This is a genomic window from Sulfitobacter sp. TBRI5, assembly GCF_051013555.1.
GTDB lineage: Bacteria > Pseudomonadota > Alphaproteobacteria > Rhodobacterales > Rhodobacteraceae > JL08.
Map to the genome: position 1 here is coordinate 923,079 of NZ_CP112884.1, position 21,346 is coordinate 944,424.

Here is a 21,346-nt window from a genome sequence, read left to right on the forward strand (position 1 = left end):
GCATGATTCTCGCTATAAGTGTGCTTATTCGGGCACAGACTGCGGGATAAGCCGAAAGTACGGTATTCCCTACTTTGGAAAATCCGGCTTCTGACGCACAGTTGACGTTAGGTGATACTCCCCAACGGGCCGGTTCTTCCTGCGGTTCGTTAACTCCCCCCGCATCAAGTCGCGGGGGTCTTTGTGTGGGGCACCGGATTTTCCCTGTTTTGTTTCGCGCTGCGCACGCCATATACTGTGACCATCGCCCCTAGATCTGCTGTCTGGTCCCATCCGTATATGCCATCCCTTTGCCGCGATTGCCTGACCCCATTTGACGCCACCCGCCGGTGCCCGTCCTGCGGCAGCCCGCGTGTTGTTGCGCATCCGGAATTGTTCGATCTCAGCATCGCACACATGGATTGCGATGCGTTCTATGCCAGCGTGGAAAAACGCGATGATCCGTCGCTGGCGGACAAACCGGTGATCATCGGGGGCGGGCGGCGCGGCGTTGTATCCACCGCCTGCTATGTAGCACGCATCCGCGGTGTAAAATCGGCAATGCCGATGTTTCAGGCGCTGAAACTGTGCCCCGATGCGGTGGTGATCAAACCCCGTATGGACGCCTATGTCGAAGCATCCAGAGCGATCCGCGCCATGATGGAGGATTTGACACCGGCCATTGAACCCCTGTCGCTAGACGAGGCGTTTCTTGATCTGACAGGCACACAGAAACTGCATGGGGCACCGCCGGCCGTGATGCTCGCCCGACTGGTGCGCCGGATGCGCACCGAACTGGGCCTGACCGGGTCCATCGGCTTAAGCCACAACAAATTTCTGGCCAAGGTCGCTTCGGATCTGGACAAACCACACGGATTTTCCGTGATCGGCGAGGGTGAAACCGCCGCTTTCCTCAAGGATAAACCGGTGCGCATGATCTGGGGGGTCGGGCAGGCAACGCAGGGCGCACTGGAAAACGCCGGCATCCGCACCTTCAGCGATCTGTTGCGCTGGGATCGAAAGGATTTGTCGGCACGGTTCGGGGCGATGGGCGAACGGCTGTGGCATCTTGCGCGCGGACAGGACAAACGGCGTGTCAGCGCGCACGAACCGATGAAATCCATTTCCAATGAAACCACATTTCACGATGATACCAGCGATCCCGATATTCTGGACGGACATCTGTGGCGCATGGCCGAAAAGGTCGCAGACCGCGCCAAGGCCAAGGCGCTGGCCGGGCGTGTCGTAACGCTGAAACTGAAACGATCCGATCATTCGCTGCTGTCCCGCCGCGTTGCGCTGCGTGATGCAACCCAGCTTGCCGATACGGTTTACCGCACTGCGCGCGGCCTGTTTGAGCAGGTGGGCGATCAGGGGCCTTACCGCCTGCTTGGGTGCGGGTTGTCTGATCTGTGTGCCGAAACCGCGGCCGATCTGTCCGGTGATCTGCTTGATCCCGATGCCGTGCGGCGCGGCAAGGCCGAAAAGGCAACCGATCAGATCCGGCAACGCTTTGGCAGCGATGCGATATTAAAGGGGCGCGCCCTTCGGTGAAACGGGCCTAGGGTTTCTTTGCTTCATTTGGGGCGGCTGCGGCCTCGGCATCTTCGATGGCCGATTGCGCTGCTGCCGTGACCGCCTCTTTTTCCTGATCTGTCAGATCATCGACCTTGCCATCGGCAAGACGCACGGTCACTTCGCGATGGGCAAACTTGATGCCTTCGCGTTCGAACAGATCGCGGATTTCCTCGAACACGCGCTTGCGGATCATCCACTGTTCGCCCGGCGTGGTCATGAACTTGACGCGAATGATCATCGCGCTGTCCTGCATTTCGATTACGCCCTGCGATTTCAGCGGTTGCAGGAAATCCTTGCCGATGACCGGATCTTCCAGCAATTCCTGCCCCAGTTTCTTGATCAGCTTGCGTACTTTTTCCACATCGGTGTCATAGGTCACGCGCAACGGCAGTTTCATTATCACCCAGTCGCGGGAAAAGTTGGTCAGAAACCGGATTTCGCCGAATGGAATCGTATGCAGCGGCCCGCGATGGTGGCGCAACTGGAACGACCGGACCGAGATTTTTTCGACCGTGCCTTTGACATCGCCAATATCGATGTATTCGCCTTTGCGAAACGCATCATCGAACAGAAAAAACGCACCTGAAAACACATCGCGCACCAGCGCCTGTGATCCGAAACCCACAGCCAGACCAACAACACCGGCACCGGCGAACAGCGGGCTGACATTTACGCCCAGTTCCAGCAGCACGATCAGCGTGATGGTCACAAGAATGACGATCAGGATGAAATTACGGAACAGCGGCAGCAAGGTGGCCAGACGGCTTGCGCTGGAATGCGCGCCTTCATCGCCCAAAATGGCTTCCGGCGCATCGCCCACTTCTTCATCGATCTTGCGGTCGATCCAGATGCGAAAGGCGTGATAGACGATATAGCCCAGAAACAGGATCACGATCACATCGGCAAACCGGTCCAGCAGAGAGTCTCCGATCATGTCGCTGTCGACGCCCCAGACGGAAACAAAGGCCCACAGCCCCGCAACCAGCGCCAGAACACCGGACACCCGCCGCGCCAGATCTTCGAAACTGTGCATTTCGCGCGCCTGACTGGCATGGGCCGCCTCGATCAGCGCCTCTTCCTCTGCCTCGGTTAGCGTCTCGTCCGGATTCTCAAGCTCTTCGTTCAGTTCTTTCAGGGCGCGCGAGCGCTGGAAAAACCGTTCGATCAGGTAATTGATGACGCCGTATACCACGATGATCGACATCAGGATGCCGTAAGCCCCCGCAATCAGTGGTATGGACTGCGACAGTTCCATCACCAGTTCATAGGTCAGTTCAAACCACGCGAAGACAAAGTACAGGATCGAAAGCGGTGCCCAGGCCCTGGCAACGATGCGCGTCGCAGTGGGCACCTCGCCCGGGTCGCGGCCGTTCAGTATCGCATTGGTGATCGCCCGCCGGTTGGTCAGAACCATTGTGATGTTCAACATCACCAGACCCAAAGACAAAAGCGATGCCATCACGGCATAGACATCGTAATTCAGGCCAAGTTCGCGAATCCAGATGGTGAAATTCAGTGACCAGATTTCAAGAACCGCCAGAATCCACAGCCACCTGTGCAGCCTTTTCGCGTCATGATCCGAAAACCGCGGGATGCGATACTGGCTTAAAAACGGTGACAACACCATACGCCAGATGCCGGCCACAACGCGCGACGCGAAATAGGCGGTGTATATGACCGTCACGGTGAATTGCATTGCCGTATCTTGCAACGGACCGAAAATCAGCGATCCGACAATATAAGCGACGGCCATCGAGACCAGCGCGCCGATCACCCCCATGAAGAAACGGAACACCAGAAACGGCAGTTTTTCGGAATAGCCTTCGGGATCCACCTTGATGCGTCCAACAACAAAGTTTTTGACCAAACGCTTGCCGTAGATTTCACGCTCGACCAGATAGCCCAGTCCGAAAAGTGCCAGGCTGAACAACAAAGCTTCGACAAAGGTCATGATGCGCCCGTCGGGGCTGCTGGCGCGCAGGATGAACATCACCTCGTTAAAGGCAACGGGCAGTGCATTCAGCTTGGTCTTCAGAATGGTGCGGAACCGGTCGCCTTGCGATTGAAGCTTCATCAGGCTTGACCCGCCTGCCTCGGCCTTTTCGGGGGGCGGTGCCGGACTGTCTGCTTGAGATTCCGCAAGAACCTTGCCTGTCGAATCAACTACGATGACGTTAACGCCGTTTTCTGCGGCCAGACGCAAAGTTTCGCTGAATTGCTCTGACGGTTGCAAATCCGTCGCCGTTTCAGGGCTTTCCGCGGTCGCCATTGATGTCACGCTCTGGGCAAGACTGGCCGTTCCCAGCGTGATCGCAAGAACAAGGATGCTTAGAAATCGAACGACGAACACAGGCATGAAAGGGGCTTTCCGGTTTGATCCGGCCACGCTAGGCCAAGCCATTGCAGCGCGCAATGGCGGCTACGCTGAATTGAACTGCGCACCAGCGCCCGGAAACGGATTTGATGATGTACCCTTTGCATTTGGCACATGTTTCACTAGGAAAGCGGCAATATCGGCAGCGCCGCGTTAAAACGGCCTTGCGACGAAGGAACAGGAACGCCGGATGACTGCCACGACCTTACCGGAACGTATTGCCGTCTTGGGGCTGGGCTATGTCGGTCTGCCCCTTGCGCTGGCGTTGTCGCGTGCGGGGTTTGAAACGGTCGGGTTTGATACAAACACGGGTCTGATAGATGCTTTGCATATGGGCACCGACCCCAATGGCGAAGTGAACGCGGCCTCTCTTGCAGCGACGCAGTGCCGGTTTTCGCATGATCCATCCAGCCTGACGGGATGCACCGTTTTCATCATCGCCGTACCCACACCAATCACCGGTGCAAAGAAACCCGATCTCGGGCCGCTGGTCGGCGCGTGTGAAACCGTTGCGCCCCATCTGACCGACGGCGCGTTGGTGGTGGTCGAAAGCACGGTTTATCCGGGTGTCACCGAAGACATCTGCGGCCCGGTTCTGGCGCGCGTAAGTGGCCTTACCCCCACAACGCAGATCAAGCTTGGGTATTCGCCCGAACGGGTCAACCCCGGGGATGCGGAACATTCCCTTGAAAGCGTCGTCAAAATCATCTCGGCGCAGGATGCCGACACGCTGGACCGTGTGGAAGCGATCTATGCCCCGGTGGTCAAGGCAGGGCTGCACCGTGCAAGTTCGATCAAGACGGCAGAAGCGGCCAAGGTTATCGAAAACACGCAACGCGATCTAAACATCGCGCTGGTCAACGAATTTTCGCTGATTTTTTCACGGATGCAGCTTGATACGCTGGAAGTGCTGGAAGCCGCGGGAACCAAGTGGAACTTTCTGCCGTTTCGCCCCGGTCTGGTCGGCGGGCACTGCATCGGGGTTGATCCCTATTACCTGACTCACAAGGCCGAACAACTGGGCTATCACCCCGAGGTTATTCTGGCGGGCCGCCGGATCAACGATCATATGGGGCGCCATGTGGCATCAGACCTGATCAAGGCCATGCTGGCGCGGCAGGTTGATCTGACACGGGCGCGGGTTCTGATCATGGGGTTCACGTTCAAGGAAAACTGCGCCGACACGCGCAACAGCAAGGTGGCCGATATCGTATCCGAACTGCATTCCTTTTCTGTTTCCACCGATGTTTACGAACCGTGGGTCACACCGGAAACCATGCGCGCCGAACACGCGATCAGCACCATTCCCGCACCCGAAAACGGCCACTATGATGCGATCGTTCTGGCCGTGGCCCATCGCGAATTTGTCGAAATGGGTGCAGATGCCATTCGGGCATTGGGCAAACCCAACGCAATTGTCTATGATATCAAGGGTGTTCTTGGTAAAGCCGGTTCCGACCTGAGACTTTAAAGCAGAAGAATAGCTATGGATATTGCCGCCCTGTCGCCGACCTGCCTAAGCACACAACCGCAGAAATCGCGGCGGGTTCTGCTATATAGCCATGATACGTTCGGTCTGGGCCATCTGCGCCGGTCACGGGCCCTGGCCACAGCCATCACCTCTGCCGATCCGCACGCAACCGCCATCATCCTGACCGGATCACCGGTGGCGGGGCGATTCGCATTTCCCGAACGGGTGGATCATGTGCGCCTGCCGGGTGTGACCAAACAGGCCGACGGATCCTATGTATCGCAATCGCTGGATATGGGCATTGATCAGACTACGGCCATGCGTGCCGGCCTGATCAAATCGGCCGCCGAACAGTATCAGCCCGATCTGCTGATCGTTGACAAGGAACCCACCGGCTTTCGGGGCGAGGTTTTGCCAACTCTGCAAATGCTGAAAGACCGCGGCACAACCAAGCTGGTGCTGGGCCTGCGCGATGTTCTGGACAGCCCCGAGATCATGGGAACCGAATGGGACCGCAAAGGCGGCATCGACGCGACAGAGCGTTTTTACGATGAAATCTGGGTTTATGGCCTGCGGTCGTTCTATGATCCGACCAGCGGCCTTGATCTGAACGAAGAAACCCGCGCGCGCATGACCTATACCGGATATCTGCGCCGCGAGGTTCATGTCGACGCGCCTGCGCTGGACGCGCCCTATATTCTGGTGACACCGGGTGGTGGTGGTGACGGGCAGGCGATGGTCAATCTGGTGCTCTCTGCCTATGAACAGGATCCAGACCTGTCGCCGATGGCGGTGCTGGTCTACGGGCCGTTCCTGTCGGGCGACACGCGCGAACTGTTTGAACGGCGGGTGCGCAACCTGAACGGTCGGGTGCGTGCCGTCGGCTTTGAATCCCAGATCGAAACGCTGTTTGCAGGGGCGCAGGGCGTTGTCTGCATGGGCGGCTACAACACATTCTGCGAGGTGCTGTCTTTTGACCAGCGCGCCGTGATTGTGCCGCGCACCGTGCCGCGCCGCGAACAGCATATCCGCGCCAGCCGTGGCAAGGCGCTGGGTCTGGTGCAGATGCTGGACGAAGATCAGGGCCAATTGACCCCGCAATCCATGATCCACGCAATCCGCAACCTGCCGTTCCAGAAACTGCCGTCACAAAGCTATATTCCCGGCCTGCTGGACGGGTTGGACGTTGTCGTGGATCGCGCCCGCGCCCTTATGGCAACCAAACCGACGGTTCCCGCCGCAGAATGACATCATCCGCCCGCAAACTGGCCATTGTGGTCAAGGGTTGGCCGCGCCTGTCGGAAACCTTTATCGCGCAGGAACTGGCCGCGCTTGAGGCCGCAGGCCACCGGTTCGACATCTGGTCGCTGCGTCATCCAACCGACAAAAAACGCCACCCGCTGCACGATCAAATCACCGCACCCGTGTATTACCTGCCGGAATATCTGCATCAGGAGCCAAAGCGCGTGACAGCCGCCTTGCTGGCCGCGCGCCATCTGCCCGGATTTGCGACCGCTTTTTCCATCTGGAAGGCCGATTTTGCCCGCGACCGGACACGCAACCGCATCCGCCGCTTTGGACAGGCCTGCGTTCTGGCCACCGAACTGCCCCCCGAGGCAACGGCGTTTTATGCCCACTTCCTGCACACCCCGTCATCTGTGGCGCGCTATTGCGCGATCCTGCGGGGTGATCCGTGGGGGTTTTCGGCCCATGCCAAAGACATCTGGACATCACCGGAATGGGAATTGCGCGAAAAACTGGACGCTCCGCCGACGGGCGCCGAATTTGGCGCCACCTGCACTGCTTATGGTGCCCGGCATCTGCGCGCCCTGTCCAGCGATCCGGCGCGCATTGATCTGGTCTATCACGGGCTGGATCTGTCGCGCTTCCCCGCACCGCCCGCGCGTAAGCTGCGCGGCAAGTCCGATCCCCTGACCCTTTTGTCGGTCGGGCGGCTGGTTGAAAAAAAGGGGTTCGACAGGCTGATCGCTGCATTGGCCCTGTTGCCCCTAGATCTGAACTGGCGCTGGATCCATATCGGGGGCGGCGGGCTTAAGGATACGCTGGCCAAGCAGGCCGCAGATCTGGGCATCGCCGACCGGATCGACTGGCGCGGTGCCTGCAACCAGCCGCAAGTGATCGAGGCGATGCGCGCCGCCGATCTGTTTGTTCTGCCAAGCCGCATTGCCGACGATGGCGACCGCGACGGTCTGCCCAATGTTCTGATGGAAGCCGCATCACAACGCCTGCCGATCATATCAACGGCAGTGTCCGCGATCCCTGAATTCATCGACAATGGCGCGCATGGTATCCTGACGGATGATACACCTGCCGCTTTGGCACAGGCAATAATGACGATTGTCGAAGACCCCGAAAACGCCGCCCGCATGGCGCAGGCCGCGCTGGACCGTCTGACATCCGATTTCGCGGTTGATCCCGGAGTTGCACAACTCTCTCGCCGCCTGACCGAAATGGGCGCATCGGCCACCCCATGATCCCGATCGCGTTTTATGCCCCGCTGAAATCCCCGCGCCATCCGGTTCCGTCGGGCGACCGCGCGATGGCGCGGGCCGTGATGCAGGCGCTGGATGCCGGCCCGTTCAAAACCGACCTTGTGTCGCAACTGCGCAGTCTGGATCGCTCTGGCGATCCAACGGTGCAGACCGATCTGCAAGCCAAGGCACAGCAGGAAATCGAACGGTTGCTTGCGATTGCGCCGCAATGCGGCTGGCGCGCATGGGTGACATATCACAACTATTACAAAGCCCCCGATCTGATCGGCCCCGCGATCTGTGCCAGCCTGTCCATTCCCTATATCCAGATCGAAGCCAGCCGCGCGCACAAACGACTGACCGGGCCATGGGCAGCCTTTGCTAAACAGGCCGAGGCCGCGTGTGATCAGGCCGATCTTGTGTTTCACATGACAACACACGACCGCGAAACCCTGATGAAACACCAGACACCAAATCAAACCATTCTGCCGCTGGCGCCATTTCTGCCGCAAACCGATCTGCCTGTCGCACAGGGCGGACCCCGTCTGGATAACAATCTGCTGTGCGTCGGTATGATGCGGGCGGGTGATAAACTGGCGTCTTATCAAATTATTGCCGATGCCGCAGGTCAGTTGAAAACACCGGACTGGCGGTTGACCATCGTCGGCGCTGGCCCCGCCCGCGCCGGGATCGAGGCGGCATTCGCCCCTTTCGGGCCGCGCGTCCGTTTCACTGGACAGTTGGACGCAGATGAACTGGCCCGGCATTATGACAGCGCCACGCTGCTGGTCTGGCCCGGCGTGAACGAAGCGTTCGGCATGACCTATCTTGAAGCGCAGGCCCACGGTCTGCCGATTGTTGCCCAGGATCGCAACGGCGTGCGCGATGTGGTGCATGGCGGTATCCTGTGCGATCCGGCGCATGTTCAGGATTTCGCCGCTGCAATCGACCGCCTGCTGGGTGATCCCGCGCACAGGGCCACTCTGGGCGCAGCCGGGCGCGCAGCCGTTCAGACCCAGCATTTGCAACCGGCCGCGACCGATGCGCTGACCCGCGCCATCTGTCCCCTGATCGGAGTAACACCATGACCCGCCTGGCCCTTTTGCGCCACGGTCACACCCCGTGGAACCGCGCCGGCCGTATTCAGGGCCGCAGTGATATCGCGCTGGATCCCGAAGCCGCCAACGCTCTTGCCGCCTTGTGCCTGCCGGACGGATGGCAGGATGCCGATCTGTGGTCCAGCCCGCTGTTGCGCGCAGCCGATACGGCGCAACTGGTGGCGGGGCGCGCGCCGCGCACGTCCCCCGCGCTGATCGAAATGAACTGGGGCGATTGGGAAGGTCTGAAAGGCATTGATCTGCGTGCCGATCCGGCCAGCGGCTTTCGCGATATCGAAGACTGGGGCTGGGATTATCGCCCGCCGGGCGGAGAATCCCCGCTGGAGGTCTGGCATCGTCTGCGCCCCTGGCTGCAAACCCTGCACCGCGACAGCATCGCGGTTTGCCATATCGGCATCATGCGCGTTTTGCTGGCCCGCGCCACCGGATGGGATTTTTCCGGACCTGCCCCGTTCCAGATCAAACGCAACCGGTTGTTCGTGATCGAACTTGGCCCCGAAATGAAAGTGTCCGATCCCGCAATTGTCCGGCTGCCGGACCGTACGCCATGAAGGTGATGGTGGTTGTCACCCACCTGTTGGGCGCAGGGCATTTAAGCCGCGCACTCACCCTTGCGTGGGCCTTTGCAGCGCGGGGGCATGACACAACGCTGGTGTCCGGCGGCCGGCCTGTGCCACATTTCGACACAAGGGGCGTGGATATGGTACAACTGCGCGCGCTGCATTCGGACGGGACAAACTTTTCGCACCTGCTGACGAAAGACGGCGCGCCAGTGACCGAGGCGGATTATCAATCGCGCCGGGCCGTGCTGCTTGAAACACTGGAAAAAATGCAGCCCGATATTCTGATCACCGAACTATACCCGTTTGGGCGGCGCGTGTTGCGCCACGAATTTCAGGCCTTGTTGCAGGCGGCACATTCTTTGCCGCACCGTCCGCTTGTTCTGGCGTCGGTGCGCGACATACTTGCGCCGCCGTCCAAACCGGAACGGGCCACCGCTGCCGATGAGGTGATCGATCGATATTACGACGGCGTGCTGGTGCATTCGGACAAGCGCAGCACGGTGCTGGATCAAAGCTGGCCGGTGTCCGACCGGTTGCAAGAGAGGCTGCACTATACAGGCTATGTCGCCCCGCCCGCCGCCGGCCCGCACCCCGAGTGTGCCGGACAGGGCGAGGTGATTGTCGCCGCCGGAGCCGGATCGGTTGGCGATGCTTTGTTTGAGGCCGCCGCAGGTGCAGCGCGTCAGTCCAATGGGGCCACATGGCGTCTGTTGGTCGGCGGCGCGCATCCGGAACCGCGCATCGCGCGCCTTCTGGAACTGTCGGGTGGCAACGCGATTGTCGAACCCGTGCGCCCCGATTTCCGCCAGTTGCTGTATCATGCCGACTGCGCAGTCACGATGTGCGGCTACAATACCGCGCTGGACGTGCTGCAATCGGGCTGTCCTGCGGTTCTTGTGCCGTTTGATGATGGGGGCGAAGTGGAACAGACCCTTCGCGCCCAAAGCCTGACGCGTCTTGACGGCATCTATGCTGTGAAAACATCAGACCTGTCACCCGACATCCTGATAAAGGCCGTGACGGCCACCAAAGGCCACCGCAGACCTGCGGGGCTTGACCTCCACTTTGATGGCGCGCAACGCTCGGTTGACATCGCGGTCAGCTTGCAACGGAGACGCCGATGAATATCGACTGGTCCGATCTGCGCACAGAACTGGCCGAATGGCAGGCACGGGGGCTGCGCCTTCCGGTCTGGTGGCGCGATGATGATGCCGTGGCACCGACGCCCGCGCTGTCACGTCTGACAAAGCTGTCTGCGCGGACAAGTATGCCCGTTCATCTGGCTGTCGTTCCGCGCCCTGCCACACCCGATCTGGCGGCGTTTGTTGCCGATAATGCGCCGCTTATCCCTGTGGTGCATGGATGGGCCCATGAAAACCACGCCCTGCCTGATGCCAAGAAATCGGAATTCGGCACGGCTGTGCCCCGTGCGCGCCACGACATCCAACTGGCCATCAGTACGGCCCGTGACCTGTTCGGCACGCGGCTTGCGCCCATGTTCGTCCCGCCGTGGAACCGGATTGCGCCTGATCTTTATCCCGATCTGGTTTCGGCTGGGTTTGACATGGTGTCCACCTTCACGCCGCGCAAAACGGCGCAACCAGTGCCGTACCTGACCCAGATCAACACCCATCTTGACCCGATCGACTGGCGCGGAACACGCGGCCAGATCGCGCCGGACATTGTGATTGCCGGTCTGGTCGCCCGATTGCGTGACCGCAGAACCGGCGACGCCGATGCATCCGAACCCTTGGGGCTGCTGACACACCATCTGGTGCACACCGAAGATGTGTGGGATTTCACCGCGCAGTTTATCGAAGAGATCAGCCAGGGGCCGGTCGATCTTTTCCGCGCGGATCACAGGCCGCAATAACCTGCCTGTCGGGCAAAAAAACTGCCGTTTTCTATTTGACTCCGCGCCGCCGGTTTCGTATCGCAGCGCCAGTGTATGGCGTGGTAGCTCAGCTGGTTAGAGCACAGCACTCATAATGCTGGGGTCGGTGGTTCAAGTCCACCTCACGCCACCATACATTCCCCGACTTTACTTACCCGGCCCGAACCGTGTCGATCATCAGTTGCACGTTGTCCGGATCGGCATCCGGCGTGATGCCATGGCCCAGATTGAAGATATGCGGGCCGTTTGAAAACGCTTTCACAATCGCGCGGGTGTCGTCGATCAGGGGCTGGCCACCGCTGACCATGTGATAGGATGCAAGATTGCCCTGCACACAGCCATCAACCTGCACATTGCGCGCGGCCCAGTCGGGCGACACGGAATTGTCCAGCGCCACGCAATCCACGCCCGTGGCCTTTGCAAATCCGATATAGTTATCCCCGGCCTCGCGCGGGAAGCCGATGACCGGAATATGCGGATACCTGGCCTTCAGCGCCGCCGTAATCTCGCGCGCGGGTTCAAGTGCGTATTTGCGAAAATCATCGCCTTTCAGCGATCCCGCCCAACTGTCAAAGATTTTCACGACCTCGGCACCCGCTTCGATCTGGGCCGACAGGTACAGAATCGTTGCCTCGGTGATCCGCGCCAACAGCGCTTCGAACAGGGGGTTGTTTTCCTCGCGCAGCGCATGCGCAGGCCCCTGATCTGGTGTACCGCGTCCCGCAATCATATAGGTGGCCACGGTCCATGGCGCGCCGGCAAAACCGATCAACGTGGTTTCCTTTGGCAATTCACGCGACAGAATACGCACCGTTTCGTAAATCGGGTTCAGAACCGGATCAATCTCGTCCGCGGGGCCCAGTTTGTCAAAATCGGCCTGCGTGGTGATCGTGGACAGGCGCGGGCCTTCGCCGGTGACAAACCACAAATCCGCGCCCAGCGCCTGTGGTACCAGCAAAATGTCGGCAAACAGGATCGCCGCATCAAACCCGTAGCGGCGGATCGGCTGCAATGTCACCTCGGCGGCCAGCTCGCTGTTGTAACACAGCGACAGGAAATCCCCTGCCTGCGCACGGGTGGCGCGGTATTCGGGCAGGTAACGGCCCGCCTGCCGCATCATCCAGATCGGCGGGATCGCCTGTGTTTCCCCCGCAAGGGCGCGCAAGATCGTCTTGTTCTGGGCCATATCGTTCCTCGGATGTGCAAATTTCAGCCCTGTGGTTTCGCCCAAGCGGCAATTTGTCAAGCCACACACGGTTGTCAGGTCAAATTGCCGCGAATAAAGAAGGCGGATGAACTCAAATCTTCCAAGCCCCGATTCACCGCTGAAAATTGGCACCCGCGGCTCTCCGCTGGCGCTGGCGCAGGCATACGAGACCCGCGCACGGCTGATGGCCGCGTTTGATCTGCCCGAAGAGGCGTTTGCCATTGTCGTCATCAAGGTGACAGGCGATGCGGTGCAGGACCGACCGTTGAAAGAGATCGGCGGCAAGGGGCTGTTCACCCGCGAGATCGAAGAAGACCTGATTGCTGGCAAGATCGACATTGCGGTCCATTCGATGAAGGACATGCCGGTGTTGCAACCCGACGGGTTGCTGCTGGACACGTACCTGCCCCGCGAAGACCCGCGCGATGGGTTCGTTTCGGCCAGTAAATCCGCGCTGGACGATCTGGAACGGGGGGCCACTGTCGGCACCTCAAGCTTGCGGCGCAAGGCGCAGTTGCTGAACGCGCGCCCCGATCTGAACGTGGTCGAATTTCGCGGCAATGTGCAAACCCGCCTTAAAAAACTGGCTGACGGCGTGGCTGAATGTACGTTTCTGGCGATGGCAGGTCTGAACCGTTTGGGTCGTGCTGATGTCCCTGCCACACCGGTTGACACATCCGATATGCTGCCCGCCGTGGCGCAAGGGGCCATTGGCATCGAACGGCGCGCGGACGACAGCGCCACCGCTGCGCTGCTTGACGCGATCCACGATACTGTCACCGGTCAGCGGCTGGCGGCGGAACGCGCATTTCTGGCGGCACTGGATGGATCGTGCGAAACACCGATTGCCGGACTGGCAGAGTTGCAGGGCGGAACAGTGCATTTGCGCGGTGAGGTTTTGCGCCCTGACGGGTCCGACCGGTTAAGCGACGCAGGCGATGCCCCGATAGAAGATGGCGCAGACCTTGGCCGCGCCATGGCCGCCCGTCTTCTGCATCGTGCCGGGCCGGGTTTTTTCGACTGGCACAGCTGAACAGGGCCGGGCCCGGTTTCAGTCGCTCAGACCCATTTGGCCAGCGGCGGCAGGCTCATCAGAACGGCATTGGCATCGTGGCCAGTTTCAAGACCGAATTTGGTGCCACGGTCATAGACAAGATTGTATTCCGCATAGAGGCCGCGATGGATCAGCTGTGCCTCTTTGTCGGCTGCGGTCCAGTCCTGTATGCGGCGCTTTTCGGTCAAGGGCACGAATGCAGGCAAAAAGGCGCGGCCGATATCCTGCGTCAAGGCAAAATCGCTGTTCCAGTCGCCGGTGCAATGATCATCCATGAAAATACCGCCAACGCCGCGCGCACGCTTGCGATGGGGAATATAGAAATACTCGTCTGCCCACGCCTTGAGGCGCGGATAGATATCCTGGCCGTGCGGATCAAGATACGCTTTTTGGGTTGCGTGAAAATGGGCTGTGTCCTCGTCATATTCGATACAAGGGTTCAGATCGGATCCGCCGCCAAACCACCATGCGTGCGGTGTCCAGAACATCCGGGTGTTCATGTGCACGGCGGGGCAATGCGGGTTTTGCATATGCGCCACCAGCGATATGCCCGAGGCCCAGAACCGCGGGTCGTCGGCCATTCCGGGCAGGCCCTTGCGCGCGGCCATCGCCGCCTGCGCCCGTTCGCCCAAGGTGCCGTATACAGTCGAGATATTGACGCCGACCTTTTCAAAGACGCGACCGCCGCGCATCACGCTCATCAAACCGCCGCCCGCATCCGATCCGTCATCTGACGACCGTCTGGTTTGGCTGACATCGAACACACCGGCAGGCCGATCTGACAATGGGCCGGTATCGTGGCTGGATTCCAGCCCTTCAAATGCGGCAACGATCTGGTTGCGCAGATCGTGAAACCAATCCGCGGCGCGGGCTTTTTCGGATGTGAATGTATCTGTCACAGATTTGGGCCTGTTCAGTTGTTTTCGTTAGTGTGCGGGCGACGCGACAGGATCAATCAGGGTGCGTCCGCCATCCACTGTCATGATCTGGCCGGTCATAAAGCCCGACCCGTCCGAGGCCAGAAACTGCGCCGCATCGACCAGTTCTCCCGGACCGGCGATCCGGTGCAGCGGCGTATGGCTTTCGATATCATCACGATAATCCGAATTTTCCTTCAGTGTTTCCTGCAAAGACGCGCTCATCACCGATCCGAACGCGATCGCGTTTACCCGAATGCGATGGGGTGCCAGCGCCACGCCCAGGCTGCGCGTCATCTGGTCAAGTGCGGCTGTCGACACCGAATAGGCCAGCAATTCGGGTGTGGTCCGCCGTGCCGCGATGGAAGACAGATTGATAATTGACCCGGCCTGCCCTTCGGTTTTATCCGCCGACTGTTTTATCATCCGGTTTGCCACAGCCTGGGACAGCCGCAGCGACGTCATCAGATTCTGGCTAAGCAGTGTTTCCACCGACGTATCATCGTGGTTCAGGGGATCAGAAGGGATCATTTGGCGCGACGCGTTTACCAGAATGTCGATCTGGTCGAACGCATCTATTGTGGCAGACAGCAGATTGGCAATCGTCAGCTTTTCGCGCAAATCGCCTGAAAAGTAACGGGTGTTGCTGTCATCATCCTGTTCGCCGAACTCCTCGGCAAGTGCCTTGTCGTCCATATCGGCAAACATGACATTCGCGCCCTGATCCGCAAAATGCCGCCCTATGGCACGTCCGATTCCGTTGGCGGCCCCGGTCACGATGGCAGTTTTGCCGGCTATCGAAAAGGACATGATGTGTTCTCCGTCTTGGCGGTAGGATTGTAGCGGGTTTCAGCGCCCACGGCGAGTAGGCCTGGTGGCGTGCAGAATCTTGAACCGTGTGTCGCCGCCGGTTTCGACGACCTTTGCAAACAGCTCTTCCAACAAGGCCTCGTATGGCAGGTGCCGGTTGGCCACCATCCACATCTGGCCCGACCGCGTCAATATGCGGGCCGCCGCGCGAATAAAGGCGCGGCCCAGTTCGGGGTCTGCCCGCCGGTCTGTGTGAAAGGGCGGGTTCATCACCACACAGTCCACCGGTTCGGGCGGATGCCATGTGGTTGCATCAGCCCAGTGAAATACTGCGCGCGCATCACTGATATTTTGCGCGGCACAGTCCAGAGCTGTCTGGTCCGCCTCGACCAGATGCAGTGCGCGGACATCTGCCCGCGACAGCACCTGTGCCGACAGAAATCCCCACCCGGCGCCCAGATCGGCCACAACACCCCCAAGATGCGCGGGCAATTGCGCCGCCAACAGCGCCGAGGCCGGATCGATCCCGTCAGCCGAAAATACGCCTGGCAAGGTTTGAAAACCTTCTGAGATCTGTGCGGGGCGCGCGGCCCAGTCCGACCAGTCTGCCGCGTTTGCGTCAAACCAGAAAAGTTTGCCATGCGCCTTGGACAGTGGCCCCGATACAGTCGTGCGCTTCTTTACGTCGCGCAATATGCTGTCGATCCCGTCGGTCTTGGCCCCGTCCACGATCACCAGGCCGTCGCTACAGGCCGCTGCCCCGGCCACCAGCGCGCGGGCCAGTGCCTTTGCGCGCGGCAGAAAGACCAGAGACGCCGCACATGGCGGCAAGTCGGCCCCATCGGCCCGGCAGTCGTATCCGGCGGTTGAAAGCGCATCGTAATCCGGGCGGAAGGGTTGCACGACAACAAGCCGGGCTTTCGTCAATTCCGCCAGATCGGCAGCATCGCGCGGATGAAAGACGGCAATTTTGCCTGTATCAGGCAGCACAAGGCCGCCCGCGTTCAGCGCCAGGGTCAACCGTGCGGACATTGTTGGATTATTCTTCTTTTTCCATCGTGCATTGCAGCGGATGCTGATGCCGACGTGCGAAATCCATGACTTGAGTGACCTTGGTTTCCGCTATTTCGTGGCTGAACACGCCAACCACTGCCAAGCCTTTCTTGTGCACGGTCAGCATAATTTCGAATGCCTGCGCATGGTTCAGGCCAAAAAACCGTTCCAGAACGTGCACGACAAATTCCATCGGGGTATAATCGTCGTTCAGCAGCATCACCTTGTACAGCGGTGGCCGCTTGGTTTTCGGGCGCACATCCAGAATGACAGACAAGTCGTTGTCTCCGTCATCCGGTTGTCCGGCCATTGTGATCTGCGATTGCACCATATTGCGCACTCGATTCCCCTTGTAGAATGATCGTTATATAACTTGTCTTGCGATTTAGAAAAGAGGAAGCGACACGATATGGGCCAAACCCTGACGACAATCGGCTTTGATGCCGACGACACGCTTTGGCACAATGAAAGGTTTTTCCACCTGACGCAGGCGCGGTTCGCCGAACTTCTGGCCGATCACGCCGACCCCGATCATCTGGCCGAACGGCTGCTGGCAGCCGAACGGCGCAATATCGGGCACTACGGATTCGGTATCAAAGGGTTCGTTCTGTCGATGATCGAAACCGCCATCGAAGTCACCGAAGAAAACGTTCCCGCATCGGTGATCGCCGAACTGATGGAGGCGGGCCGCGAGATGCTGCGCCACCCGATCGAATTGCTGCCCCACGCACGCGAAGCTGTGGAACAGATGGCCGACCGACACCGCGTGATCCTGATCACCAAAGGCGATCTGCTGGATCAGGAACGCAAACTGGCGCAATCCGGTCTGGGCGACCTGTTCAGCGCGGTTGAAATCGTGTCGCACAAGACGCCACAGATTTATCAGGATATCTTTGCGCGCCACGGCGATGGTGCGGCGCGGGCCATGATGGTGGGTAATTCGATGAAATCGGATGTTCTTCCGGTAATCGAAAGCGGCGGCTGGGGCGTGTTTGTGCCCCACGGTCTGGAATGGGAAATTGAAAAGGCCGACCCGCCCGTCGGGTCAGACCGATATGTCACTCTGGATGATCTGGGATCGTTGGGCGATCTTGTGAAAGCGATTCATCAGGCACCGGACCTGCGCGGTTCCTGAACAGCGACCGGATATAACCGGTCACCAGAAACAGCCCGACAACCAGCGCTGCTGCAATCACCGCCGCCTCGATCCGGAACAACGCGGTTTCGGCTGTCGGGGCGGTGGCCAGCACAACCCCCGCCGACATCAGCGCTGTTGATCGCGCCGCGCCGCTGGTCAGATAGCGGATACCAACCAGCATGAACGCCGCACCGACCAGTTTGAAAACAACTGCCGATAGCGGCAGAATGACCAGCAAACCGGCCGCGCCCGCCCCGACGACCGTGGCAAACCCGCGCCGCGTTGCGCGGTGCAAATGCTGGCCCGGCGGATCCAGCGCACGCACGGCAAACAGCATCGCAATCCAGTGTGTGTGCGGGGTGTCAAACAGTTTCGCAATCCAAAGGGCCAGCGCCAGCCCGATAGCCAGCGCGATCGCATGGGCTACGGCATAGCCGCTTTCCACATCGGTCGGTGGCACCTTGCCCTGCGCACCCATCGCTGCTGCCAATCCAGCCCCGACACACGCTGACAGGACAAAAACAAGCACCAGAATGCCCCCATCGGCCCCGTTCAGGGCGGGCCCAAGCAGCAAAATCCAGCTGATGATCGCAAATACGAATGTACGTGTGCCGTCTTGCGCCAGTTCCCTGCCCGCCAACGCGGCCATCACGGGAATAACCACCGCAAAGCGCACCCATTCGGGAAACCAGATCGTTGGGGCGGTGGCGATCACAACGGCCAGTACACCAAGCGCGGATTTCCGCATTGTGCTGAACAAGGTGCCAAAGAACCCCAGCGCAACACCGGCGCCGGCACCGGCCGCATAGACCGGTCCGAACGCATAAACCGCAGCCATCGACACCGCGCACATTACCAACAACGGGATCATCACCAAACGCCAGGGCAGCACGCCCGGGGGCTGCTTTTGTGATTTGGGCGTTGCGGTATCCTGGGTCATGGTCGGTTCCTGTCGCCCCGATTTGTTTGGCTGATCCGGCGCAGAATGACCCCGCTGTAATCCGCTGTCCACCACTGCCATCGCATCCAAGAGTCGTGTCGCGCCTGCGATCGTCAAGGATGCCACATTCCTGACACAATCAAACACCTAGCGGCAGGCATGCCAGATGCCGCTACATCTTGCGCGATCAAGGTCAAAAACCACCTCTAATTCATTTGAATCAAAGGCTTTATTTGCACACGACTTTGTGCTAGCGTTTCCGATATAACAAAAGCCAGACCGGAAAACCGGCGGCATGAGGCAGAAGAAGGCAGTTCAATCGTGAAGGTACGGCGTATCCAGCCGGCCCGTGTAGGGCTATTCGTATTCGCAGCTTTGTGGATGTTCATACTCGTGCCGCTCAGCGTAGCCGCGGCCCCTTATGCGGCCATGGTGGTTGATGCCAGATCGGGCGAGGTGCTGCATTCGCGCAATGCCGACACCCGATTGCATCCTGCATCGCTGACCAAGATGATGACCCTGTACATCGCGTTCGAAGCCGTCCGAAACGGCGAGATTTCGTTGGATACCAAGGTCAAGATCTCGTCGCACGCCGCGTCCGAACCCCCCTCCAAACTTGGCCTCAAATCCGGGCAGACCATCGCCTTTCGGTATCTGATCCGCGCCGCTGCTGTGAAATCCGCCAATGATGCCGCCACCGCCATCGGCGAGGCAATTTCCGGCTCGGAAGCGAAATTCGCCCGCCGCATGACCCGCACTGCCCACGCGATGGGGATGACACGCACCACTTTCAAGAACGCACATGGCCTGACGGAAAGCGGACACCTGTCGACCGCCCGCGACATGACGCTGCTGGGGCGCCATCTGCTGTTTGACTACCCAGAATATTACAACCTGTTTTCGCGCACTTCGACGCATGCGGGCATCCGTGAGGTTTCGAACACAAACCGCCGCCTGCTGGCCGCCTACAAAGGCGCTGACGGCATCAAGACAGGCTACACCCGTGCCGCCGGTTTCAATCTGGTGGCGTCCGCCGTGCGCGGCAACGAACGTATCATCGCCACGGTTTTTGGCGGCCAGTCCACCGCACAACGCAACGCCAAAGTTGCCGAACTGCTTGATCTTGGATTTCGTCGCGCGCCGTCACGCGCCAAGACTGTCAAACCGGCCGCCCCGAATTACATAGCCGAGGCCAAAGACCCGGCGGGTTCAAGCGACACCGCCACTGCCAGCGGTGCCTACGGCAAAACCATCAGGCTGGTGACGGCCGTTCCCAAAAGCCTGAGACCACAAGCGCGTCCGACAACCGAACCGGTTCTGGTTGCCGAAGCGCAGGCGGACGAAGCGGCTATTCGCGATCAGATCGGTGCCGCACTGGCACAGGTTCAGTCCACAAAGCCCGCCACGCCGGCACCGGCATCTGCGGCCACAACCGCAAGCGCTGTAAATCAGGCTGTAGCCGTGGCCGTCGCGGACAATGCCAAACAGGCCAAGCCAATTCAGACCCCCCTGACCGAAACGGAAACCCTGCAATTGGCGGCAACCAAGGCCGAAAGCCTGAAAACCGCGACCGAACTTGCCGCCACGACATCGTTGCGTCCCGAAGCGCGCCCCAGCGATATTGTTCTGGCCAGTGTCGACACCTCTGCCAACCTGTCGTCAGACCCCGAGGTTGTCACCCGTGTCTCGACATCCGGCGGGCGCCACTGGGGCATCAATGTGGGCCGCTACAACACACGGTACGAGGCAGAGCGCGTGTTGCTGAAAACAGCACTGGCCGAAATGTCCACGCTTGATGACAGCCTGCGCAAGGTCGTGAAGCGGCCACAGGGCTTTGATGCGAACTTCCTTGGCATGACCAAGGAAAGCGCCGATCTGGCCTGCCGCAGATTGCAGGCGCGCAATGTTTCCTGCTTTATGGTCGGTCCGGGCTAAGATCGGGCCGAAACCGGGACGTCAGCCAAATGCCAAAGCGGCCCTGATCCCGCTTGCCTTGCGTAGATAAGCCCGCCATATCTGGGCCATGACTGATCTGATTTTTCCCGCCCCCACCCTCGTTCCCGTTGCCGGCAGCGACGCACAGTTTGCCGTGCGCCGGGTGTTTTGCGTCGGGCGCAACTATGCGGAACATGCCCGCGAAATGGGTCACGACCCGGATCGCGAACCACCTTTCTTTTTCACCAAACCCGCCGACGCGGTGATCCCTTCGGGGCGCAGCATTCCCTACCCGCCCGCGACAGAGGATCTGCACCACGAGGCCGAACTTGTGGTCGCAATCGGAACCGGCGGTGCCGACATCGCCGTGACAGACGCCATGACCCATGTCTGGGGGTACGCCACAGGCAATGATCTGACCAGGCGGGATATGCAATCTGCCGCAAAAGCCGCGCGTCGCCCGTGGGACATGTCCAAGGGGTTCGACAATTCCGCCATCATCGGCGCCCTGCATCCGCGCAGCGAAACCGGCGATCTGACACAGGCCCGTATCACCGCGCATGTCGGCGACGATCTGCGCCAGGACGCCGATATAGCCGAAATGATCTGGCCCGTGCCGGACGTGATCGCGTATCTGTCCACTCTGGTCACACTTGCCACCGGCGATCTGATCTATACCGGCACCCCCGCCGGGGTCGGATCCATCGCACGGGGTGAAACCTGCACCGTGGCAATCGAAGGGTTGTCGCAGGCGCGCGTGCATATCCTTTGATCACGCGCCCTGCCGCAGCAGTCAGGCAGCCCCGATTTCTGGCAAAAAGAA

At 60.0% G+C, this 21,346-nt stretch carries 19 protein-coding genes and 1 tRNA gene; 13 read left to right on the top strand and 7 right to left on the bottom strand.

The annotated features are described in order from the left end of the window. Positions 1-279: 279 nt before the first annotated feature. Positions 280-1,533: a DNA polymerase IV gene (locus tag OLX72_RS04790; protein WP_114872044.1), complete on the top strand. Its 1,254-nt coding sequence runs from the start codon at positions 280-282 to the stop codon at positions 1,531-1,533. 7 nt (positions 1,534-1,540) lie between these two features. Here OLX72_RS04790 and OLX72_RS04795 read toward each other — a convergent pair whose 3' ends face one another. Then, positions 1,541-3,913 (bottom strand): mechanosensitive ion channel family protein, encoded by a 2,373-nt coding sequence (locus OLX72_RS04795; protein ID WP_114868695.1) that lies wholly within the window; start codon positions 3,911-3,913, stop codon positions 1,541-1,543. Positions 3,914-4,121: 208 nt separating this feature from the next. Here OLX72_RS04795 and OLX72_RS04800 point away from each other — a divergent pair, with 208 nt between their 5' ends. The 8 genes from OLX72_RS04800 to OLX72_RS04835 all read left to right on the top strand — a co-directional run bounded on the left by OLX72_RS04800 (position 4,122) and on the right by OLX72_RS04835 (position 11,602). Further along, positions 4,122-5,402 carry a nucleotide sugar dehydrogenase gene (locus OLX72_RS04800; protein WP_114868694.1) on the top strand — a complete coding sequence of 427 codons (1,281 nt, stop codon included), beginning with the start codon at positions 4,122-4,124 and terminating at the stop codon, positions 5,400-5,402. 15 nt (positions 5,403-5,417) lie between these two features. Further along, complete coding sequence (locus OLX72_RS04805; RefSeq protein WP_433989935.1) at positions 5,418-6,650, top strand: glycosyltransferase family protein; 1,233 nt, start codon at positions 5,418-5,420, stop codon at positions 6,648-6,650. After that, positions 6,647-7,897, top strand: coding sequence for a glycosyltransferase family 4 protein (locus tag OLX72_RS04810; protein ID WP_114868692.1), 1,251 nt, complete (start codon positions 6,647-6,649; stop codon positions 7,895-7,897). The genes OLX72_RS04805 and OLX72_RS04810 overlap by 4 nt, the downstream gene beginning before the upstream one ends. Next, positions 7,894-8,982 carry a glycosyltransferase family 4 protein gene (locus OLX72_RS04815; RefSeq protein ID WP_433989936.1) on the top strand — a complete coding sequence of 363 codons (1,089 nt, stop codon included), beginning with the start codon at positions 7,894-7,896 and terminating at the stop codon, positions 8,980-8,982. Before OLX72_RS04810 ends, OLX72_RS04815 begins: the two co-directional genes overlap by 4 nt. After that, positions 8,979-9,563 carry a histidine phosphatase family protein gene (locus OLX72_RS04820; RefSeq protein WP_433989937.1) on the top strand — a complete coding sequence of 195 codons (585 nt, stop codon included), beginning with the start codon at positions 8,979-8,981 and terminating at the stop codon, positions 9,561-9,563. Before OLX72_RS04815 ends, OLX72_RS04820 begins: the two co-directional genes overlap by 4 nt. Further along, a complete protein-coding gene (locus tag OLX72_RS04825; RefSeq protein ID WP_433989938.1) occupies positions 9,560-10,699 on the top strand; it encodes a glycosyltransferase family protein in 1,140 nt (379 codons plus the stop codon). The genes OLX72_RS04820 and OLX72_RS04825 overlap by 4 nt, the downstream gene beginning before the upstream one ends. After that, the gene (locus OLX72_RS04830; protein WP_114868688.1) at positions 10,696-11,448 is read left to right on the top strand and encodes a polysaccharide deacetylase family protein; all 753 of its coding nucleotides are present in this window, start codon (positions 10,696-10,698) and stop codon (positions 11,446-11,448) included. The genes OLX72_RS04825 and OLX72_RS04830 overlap by 4 nt, the downstream gene beginning before the upstream one ends. 77 nt (positions 11,449-11,525) lie before the next feature. Further along, positions 11,526-11,602, top strand: a tRNA-Met gene (locus OLX72_RS04835). An 18-nt stretch (positions 11,603-11,620) separates the two neighbouring features. Here OLX72_RS04835 and hemE read toward each other — a convergent pair. Then, positions 11,621-12,655 (bottom strand): uroporphyrinogen decarboxylase, encoded by a 1,035-nt coding sequence (hemE, locus tag OLX72_RS04840; RefSeq protein ID WP_114872043.1) that lies wholly within the window; start codon positions 12,653-12,655, stop codon positions 11,621-11,623. A 106-nt stretch (positions 12,656-12,761) separates the two neighbouring features. Between hemE and hemC the strand changes: the two genes are divergently transcribed. Next, entirely contained in the window at positions 12,762-13,709 is a 948-nt protein-coding gene (gene hemC / locus OLX72_RS04845; RefSeq protein ID WP_114868687.1) for a hydroxymethylbilane synthase, read from the top strand. 26 nt (positions 13,710-13,735) lie between these two features. Here the strand turns inward: hemC and hemF are convergent, their stop codons facing one another. Genes hemF through clpS form a run of 4 tightly spaced genes read right to left on the bottom strand, consistent with a single transcriptional unit; the run spans position 13,736 to position 16,841 of the window. Continuing rightward, positions 13,736-14,629, bottom strand: coding sequence for an oxygen-dependent coproporphyrinogen oxidase (gene hemF, locus OLX72_RS04850; RefSeq protein WP_433989939.1), 894 nt, complete (start codon positions 14,627-14,629; stop codon positions 13,736-13,738). A 27-nt stretch (positions 14,630-14,656) separates the two neighbouring features. After that, the gene (locus OLX72_RS04855; protein ID WP_114868685.1) at positions 14,657-15,457 is read right to left on the bottom strand and encodes an SDR family NAD(P)-dependent oxidoreductase; all 801 of its coding nucleotides are present in this window, start codon (positions 15,455-15,457) and stop codon (positions 14,657-14,659) included. 39 nt (positions 15,458-15,496) lie between these two features. Next, positions 15,497-16,489, bottom strand: coding sequence for a class I SAM-dependent methyltransferase (locus OLX72_RS04860; RefSeq protein WP_433989940.1), 993 nt, complete (start codon positions 16,487-16,489; stop codon positions 15,497-15,499). Between the two features lie 7 nt (positions 16,490-16,496). Further along, entirely contained in the window at positions 16,497-16,841 is a 345-nt protein-coding gene (clpS, locus tag OLX72_RS04865) for an ATP-dependent Clp protease adapter ClpS (RefSeq protein WP_114868683.1), read from the bottom strand. Positions 16,842-16,919: 78 nt separating this feature from the next. Between clpS and OLX72_RS04870 the strand changes: the two genes are divergently transcribed. Then, positions 16,920-17,645, top strand: coding sequence for an HAD family hydrolase (locus OLX72_RS04870; RefSeq protein WP_114868682.1), 726 nt, complete (start codon positions 16,920-16,922; stop codon positions 17,643-17,645). Here OLX72_RS04870 and OLX72_RS04875 read toward each other — a convergent pair. Next, positions 17,569-18,588, bottom strand: a complete 1,020-nt coding sequence (locus tag OLX72_RS04875) for an FUSC family protein (RefSeq protein WP_433989941.1) — start codon at positions 18,586-18,588, stop codon at positions 17,569-17,571. The genes OLX72_RS04870 and OLX72_RS04875 overlap by 77 nt on opposite strands. A gap of 321 nt (positions 18,589-18,909) precedes the next feature. Here OLX72_RS04875 and OLX72_RS04880 point away from each other — a divergent pair, with 321 nt between their 5' ends. Next, positions 18,910-20,523 carry a D-alanyl-D-alanine carboxypeptidase family protein gene (locus OLX72_RS04880; protein WP_433989942.1) on the top strand — a complete coding sequence of 538 codons (1,614 nt, stop codon included), beginning with the start codon at positions 18,910-18,912 and terminating at the stop codon, positions 20,521-20,523. An 88-nt stretch (positions 20,524-20,611) separates the two neighbouring features. Continuing rightward, a complete protein-coding gene (locus OLX72_RS04885) occupies positions 20,612-21,295 on the top strand; it encodes a fumarylacetoacetate hydrolase family protein (RefSeq protein ID WP_433989943.1) in 684 nt (227 codons plus the stop codon). Positions 21,296-21,346: the final 51 nt, after the last annotated feature.

Bases quoted from the DNA above. Each gene is read 5' to 3' on its own strand.
- OLX72_RS04855 (WP_114868685.1), bottom strand. From the start codon at position 15,457: ATGTCCTTTTCGATAGCCGGCAAAACTGCCATCGTGACCGGGGCCGCC.
- OLX72_RS04860 (WP_433989940.1), bottom strand. From the start codon at position 16,489: ATGTCCGCACGGTTGACCCTGGCGCTGAACGCGGGCGGCCTTGTGCTG.
- OLX72_RS04795 (WP_114868695.1), bottom strand. From the start codon at position 3,913: ATGCCTGTGTTCGTCGTTCGATTTCTAAGCATCCTTGTTCTTGCGATC.
- OLX72_RS04805 (WP_433989935.1), top strand. From the start codon at position 5,418: ATGGATATTGCCGCCCTGTCGCCGACCTGCCTAAGCACACAACCGCAG.
- OLX72_RS04825 (WP_433989938.1), top strand. From the start codon at position 9,560: ATGAAGGTGATGGTGGTTGTCACCCACCTGTTGGGCGCAGGGCATTTA.
- OLX72_RS04830 (WP_114868688.1), top strand. From the start codon at position 10,696: ATGAATATCGACTGGTCCGATCTGCGCACAGAACTGGCCGAATGGCAG.
- OLX72_RS04815 (WP_433989936.1), top strand. From the start codon at position 7,894: ATGATCCCGATCGCGTTTTATGCCCCGCTGAAATCCCCGCGCCATCCG.
- OLX72_RS04870 (WP_114868682.1), top strand. From the start codon at position 16,920: ATGGGCCAAACCCTGACGACAATCGGCTTTGATGCCGACGACACGCTT.
- OLX72_RS04810 (WP_114868692.1), top strand. From the start codon at position 6,647: ATGACATCATCCGCCCGCAAACTGGCCATTGTGGTCAAGGGTTGGCCG.
- hemC (WP_114868687.1), top strand. From the start codon at position 12,762: ATGAACTCAAATCTTCCAAGCCCCGATTCACCGCTGAAAATTGGCACC.
- OLX72_RS04885 (WP_433989943.1), top strand. From the start codon at position 20,612: ATGACTGATCTGATTTTTCCCGCCCCCACCCTCGTTCCCGTTGCCGGC.
- OLX72_RS04790 (WP_114872044.1), top strand. From the start codon at position 280: ATGCCATCCCTTTGCCGCGATTGCCTGACCCCATTTGACGCCACCCGC.
- hemE (WP_114872043.1), bottom strand. From the start codon at position 12,655: ATGGCCCAGAACAAGACGATCTTGCGCGCCCTTGCGGGGGAAACACAG.
- OLX72_RS04820 (WP_433989937.1), top strand. From the start codon at position 8,979: ATGACCCGCCTGGCCCTTTTGCGCCACGGTCACACCCCGTGGAACCGC.
- OLX72_RS04800 (WP_114868694.1), top strand. From the start codon at position 4,122: ATGACTGCCACGACCTTACCGGAACGTATTGCCGTCTTGGGGCTGGGC.
- clpS (WP_114868683.1), bottom strand. From the start codon at position 16,841: ATGGTGCAATCGCAGATCACAATGGCCGGACAACCGGATGACGGAGAC.
- OLX72_RS04875 (WP_433989941.1), bottom strand. From the start codon at position 18,588: ATGACCCAGGATACCGCAACGCCCAAATCACAAAAGCAGCCCCCGGGC.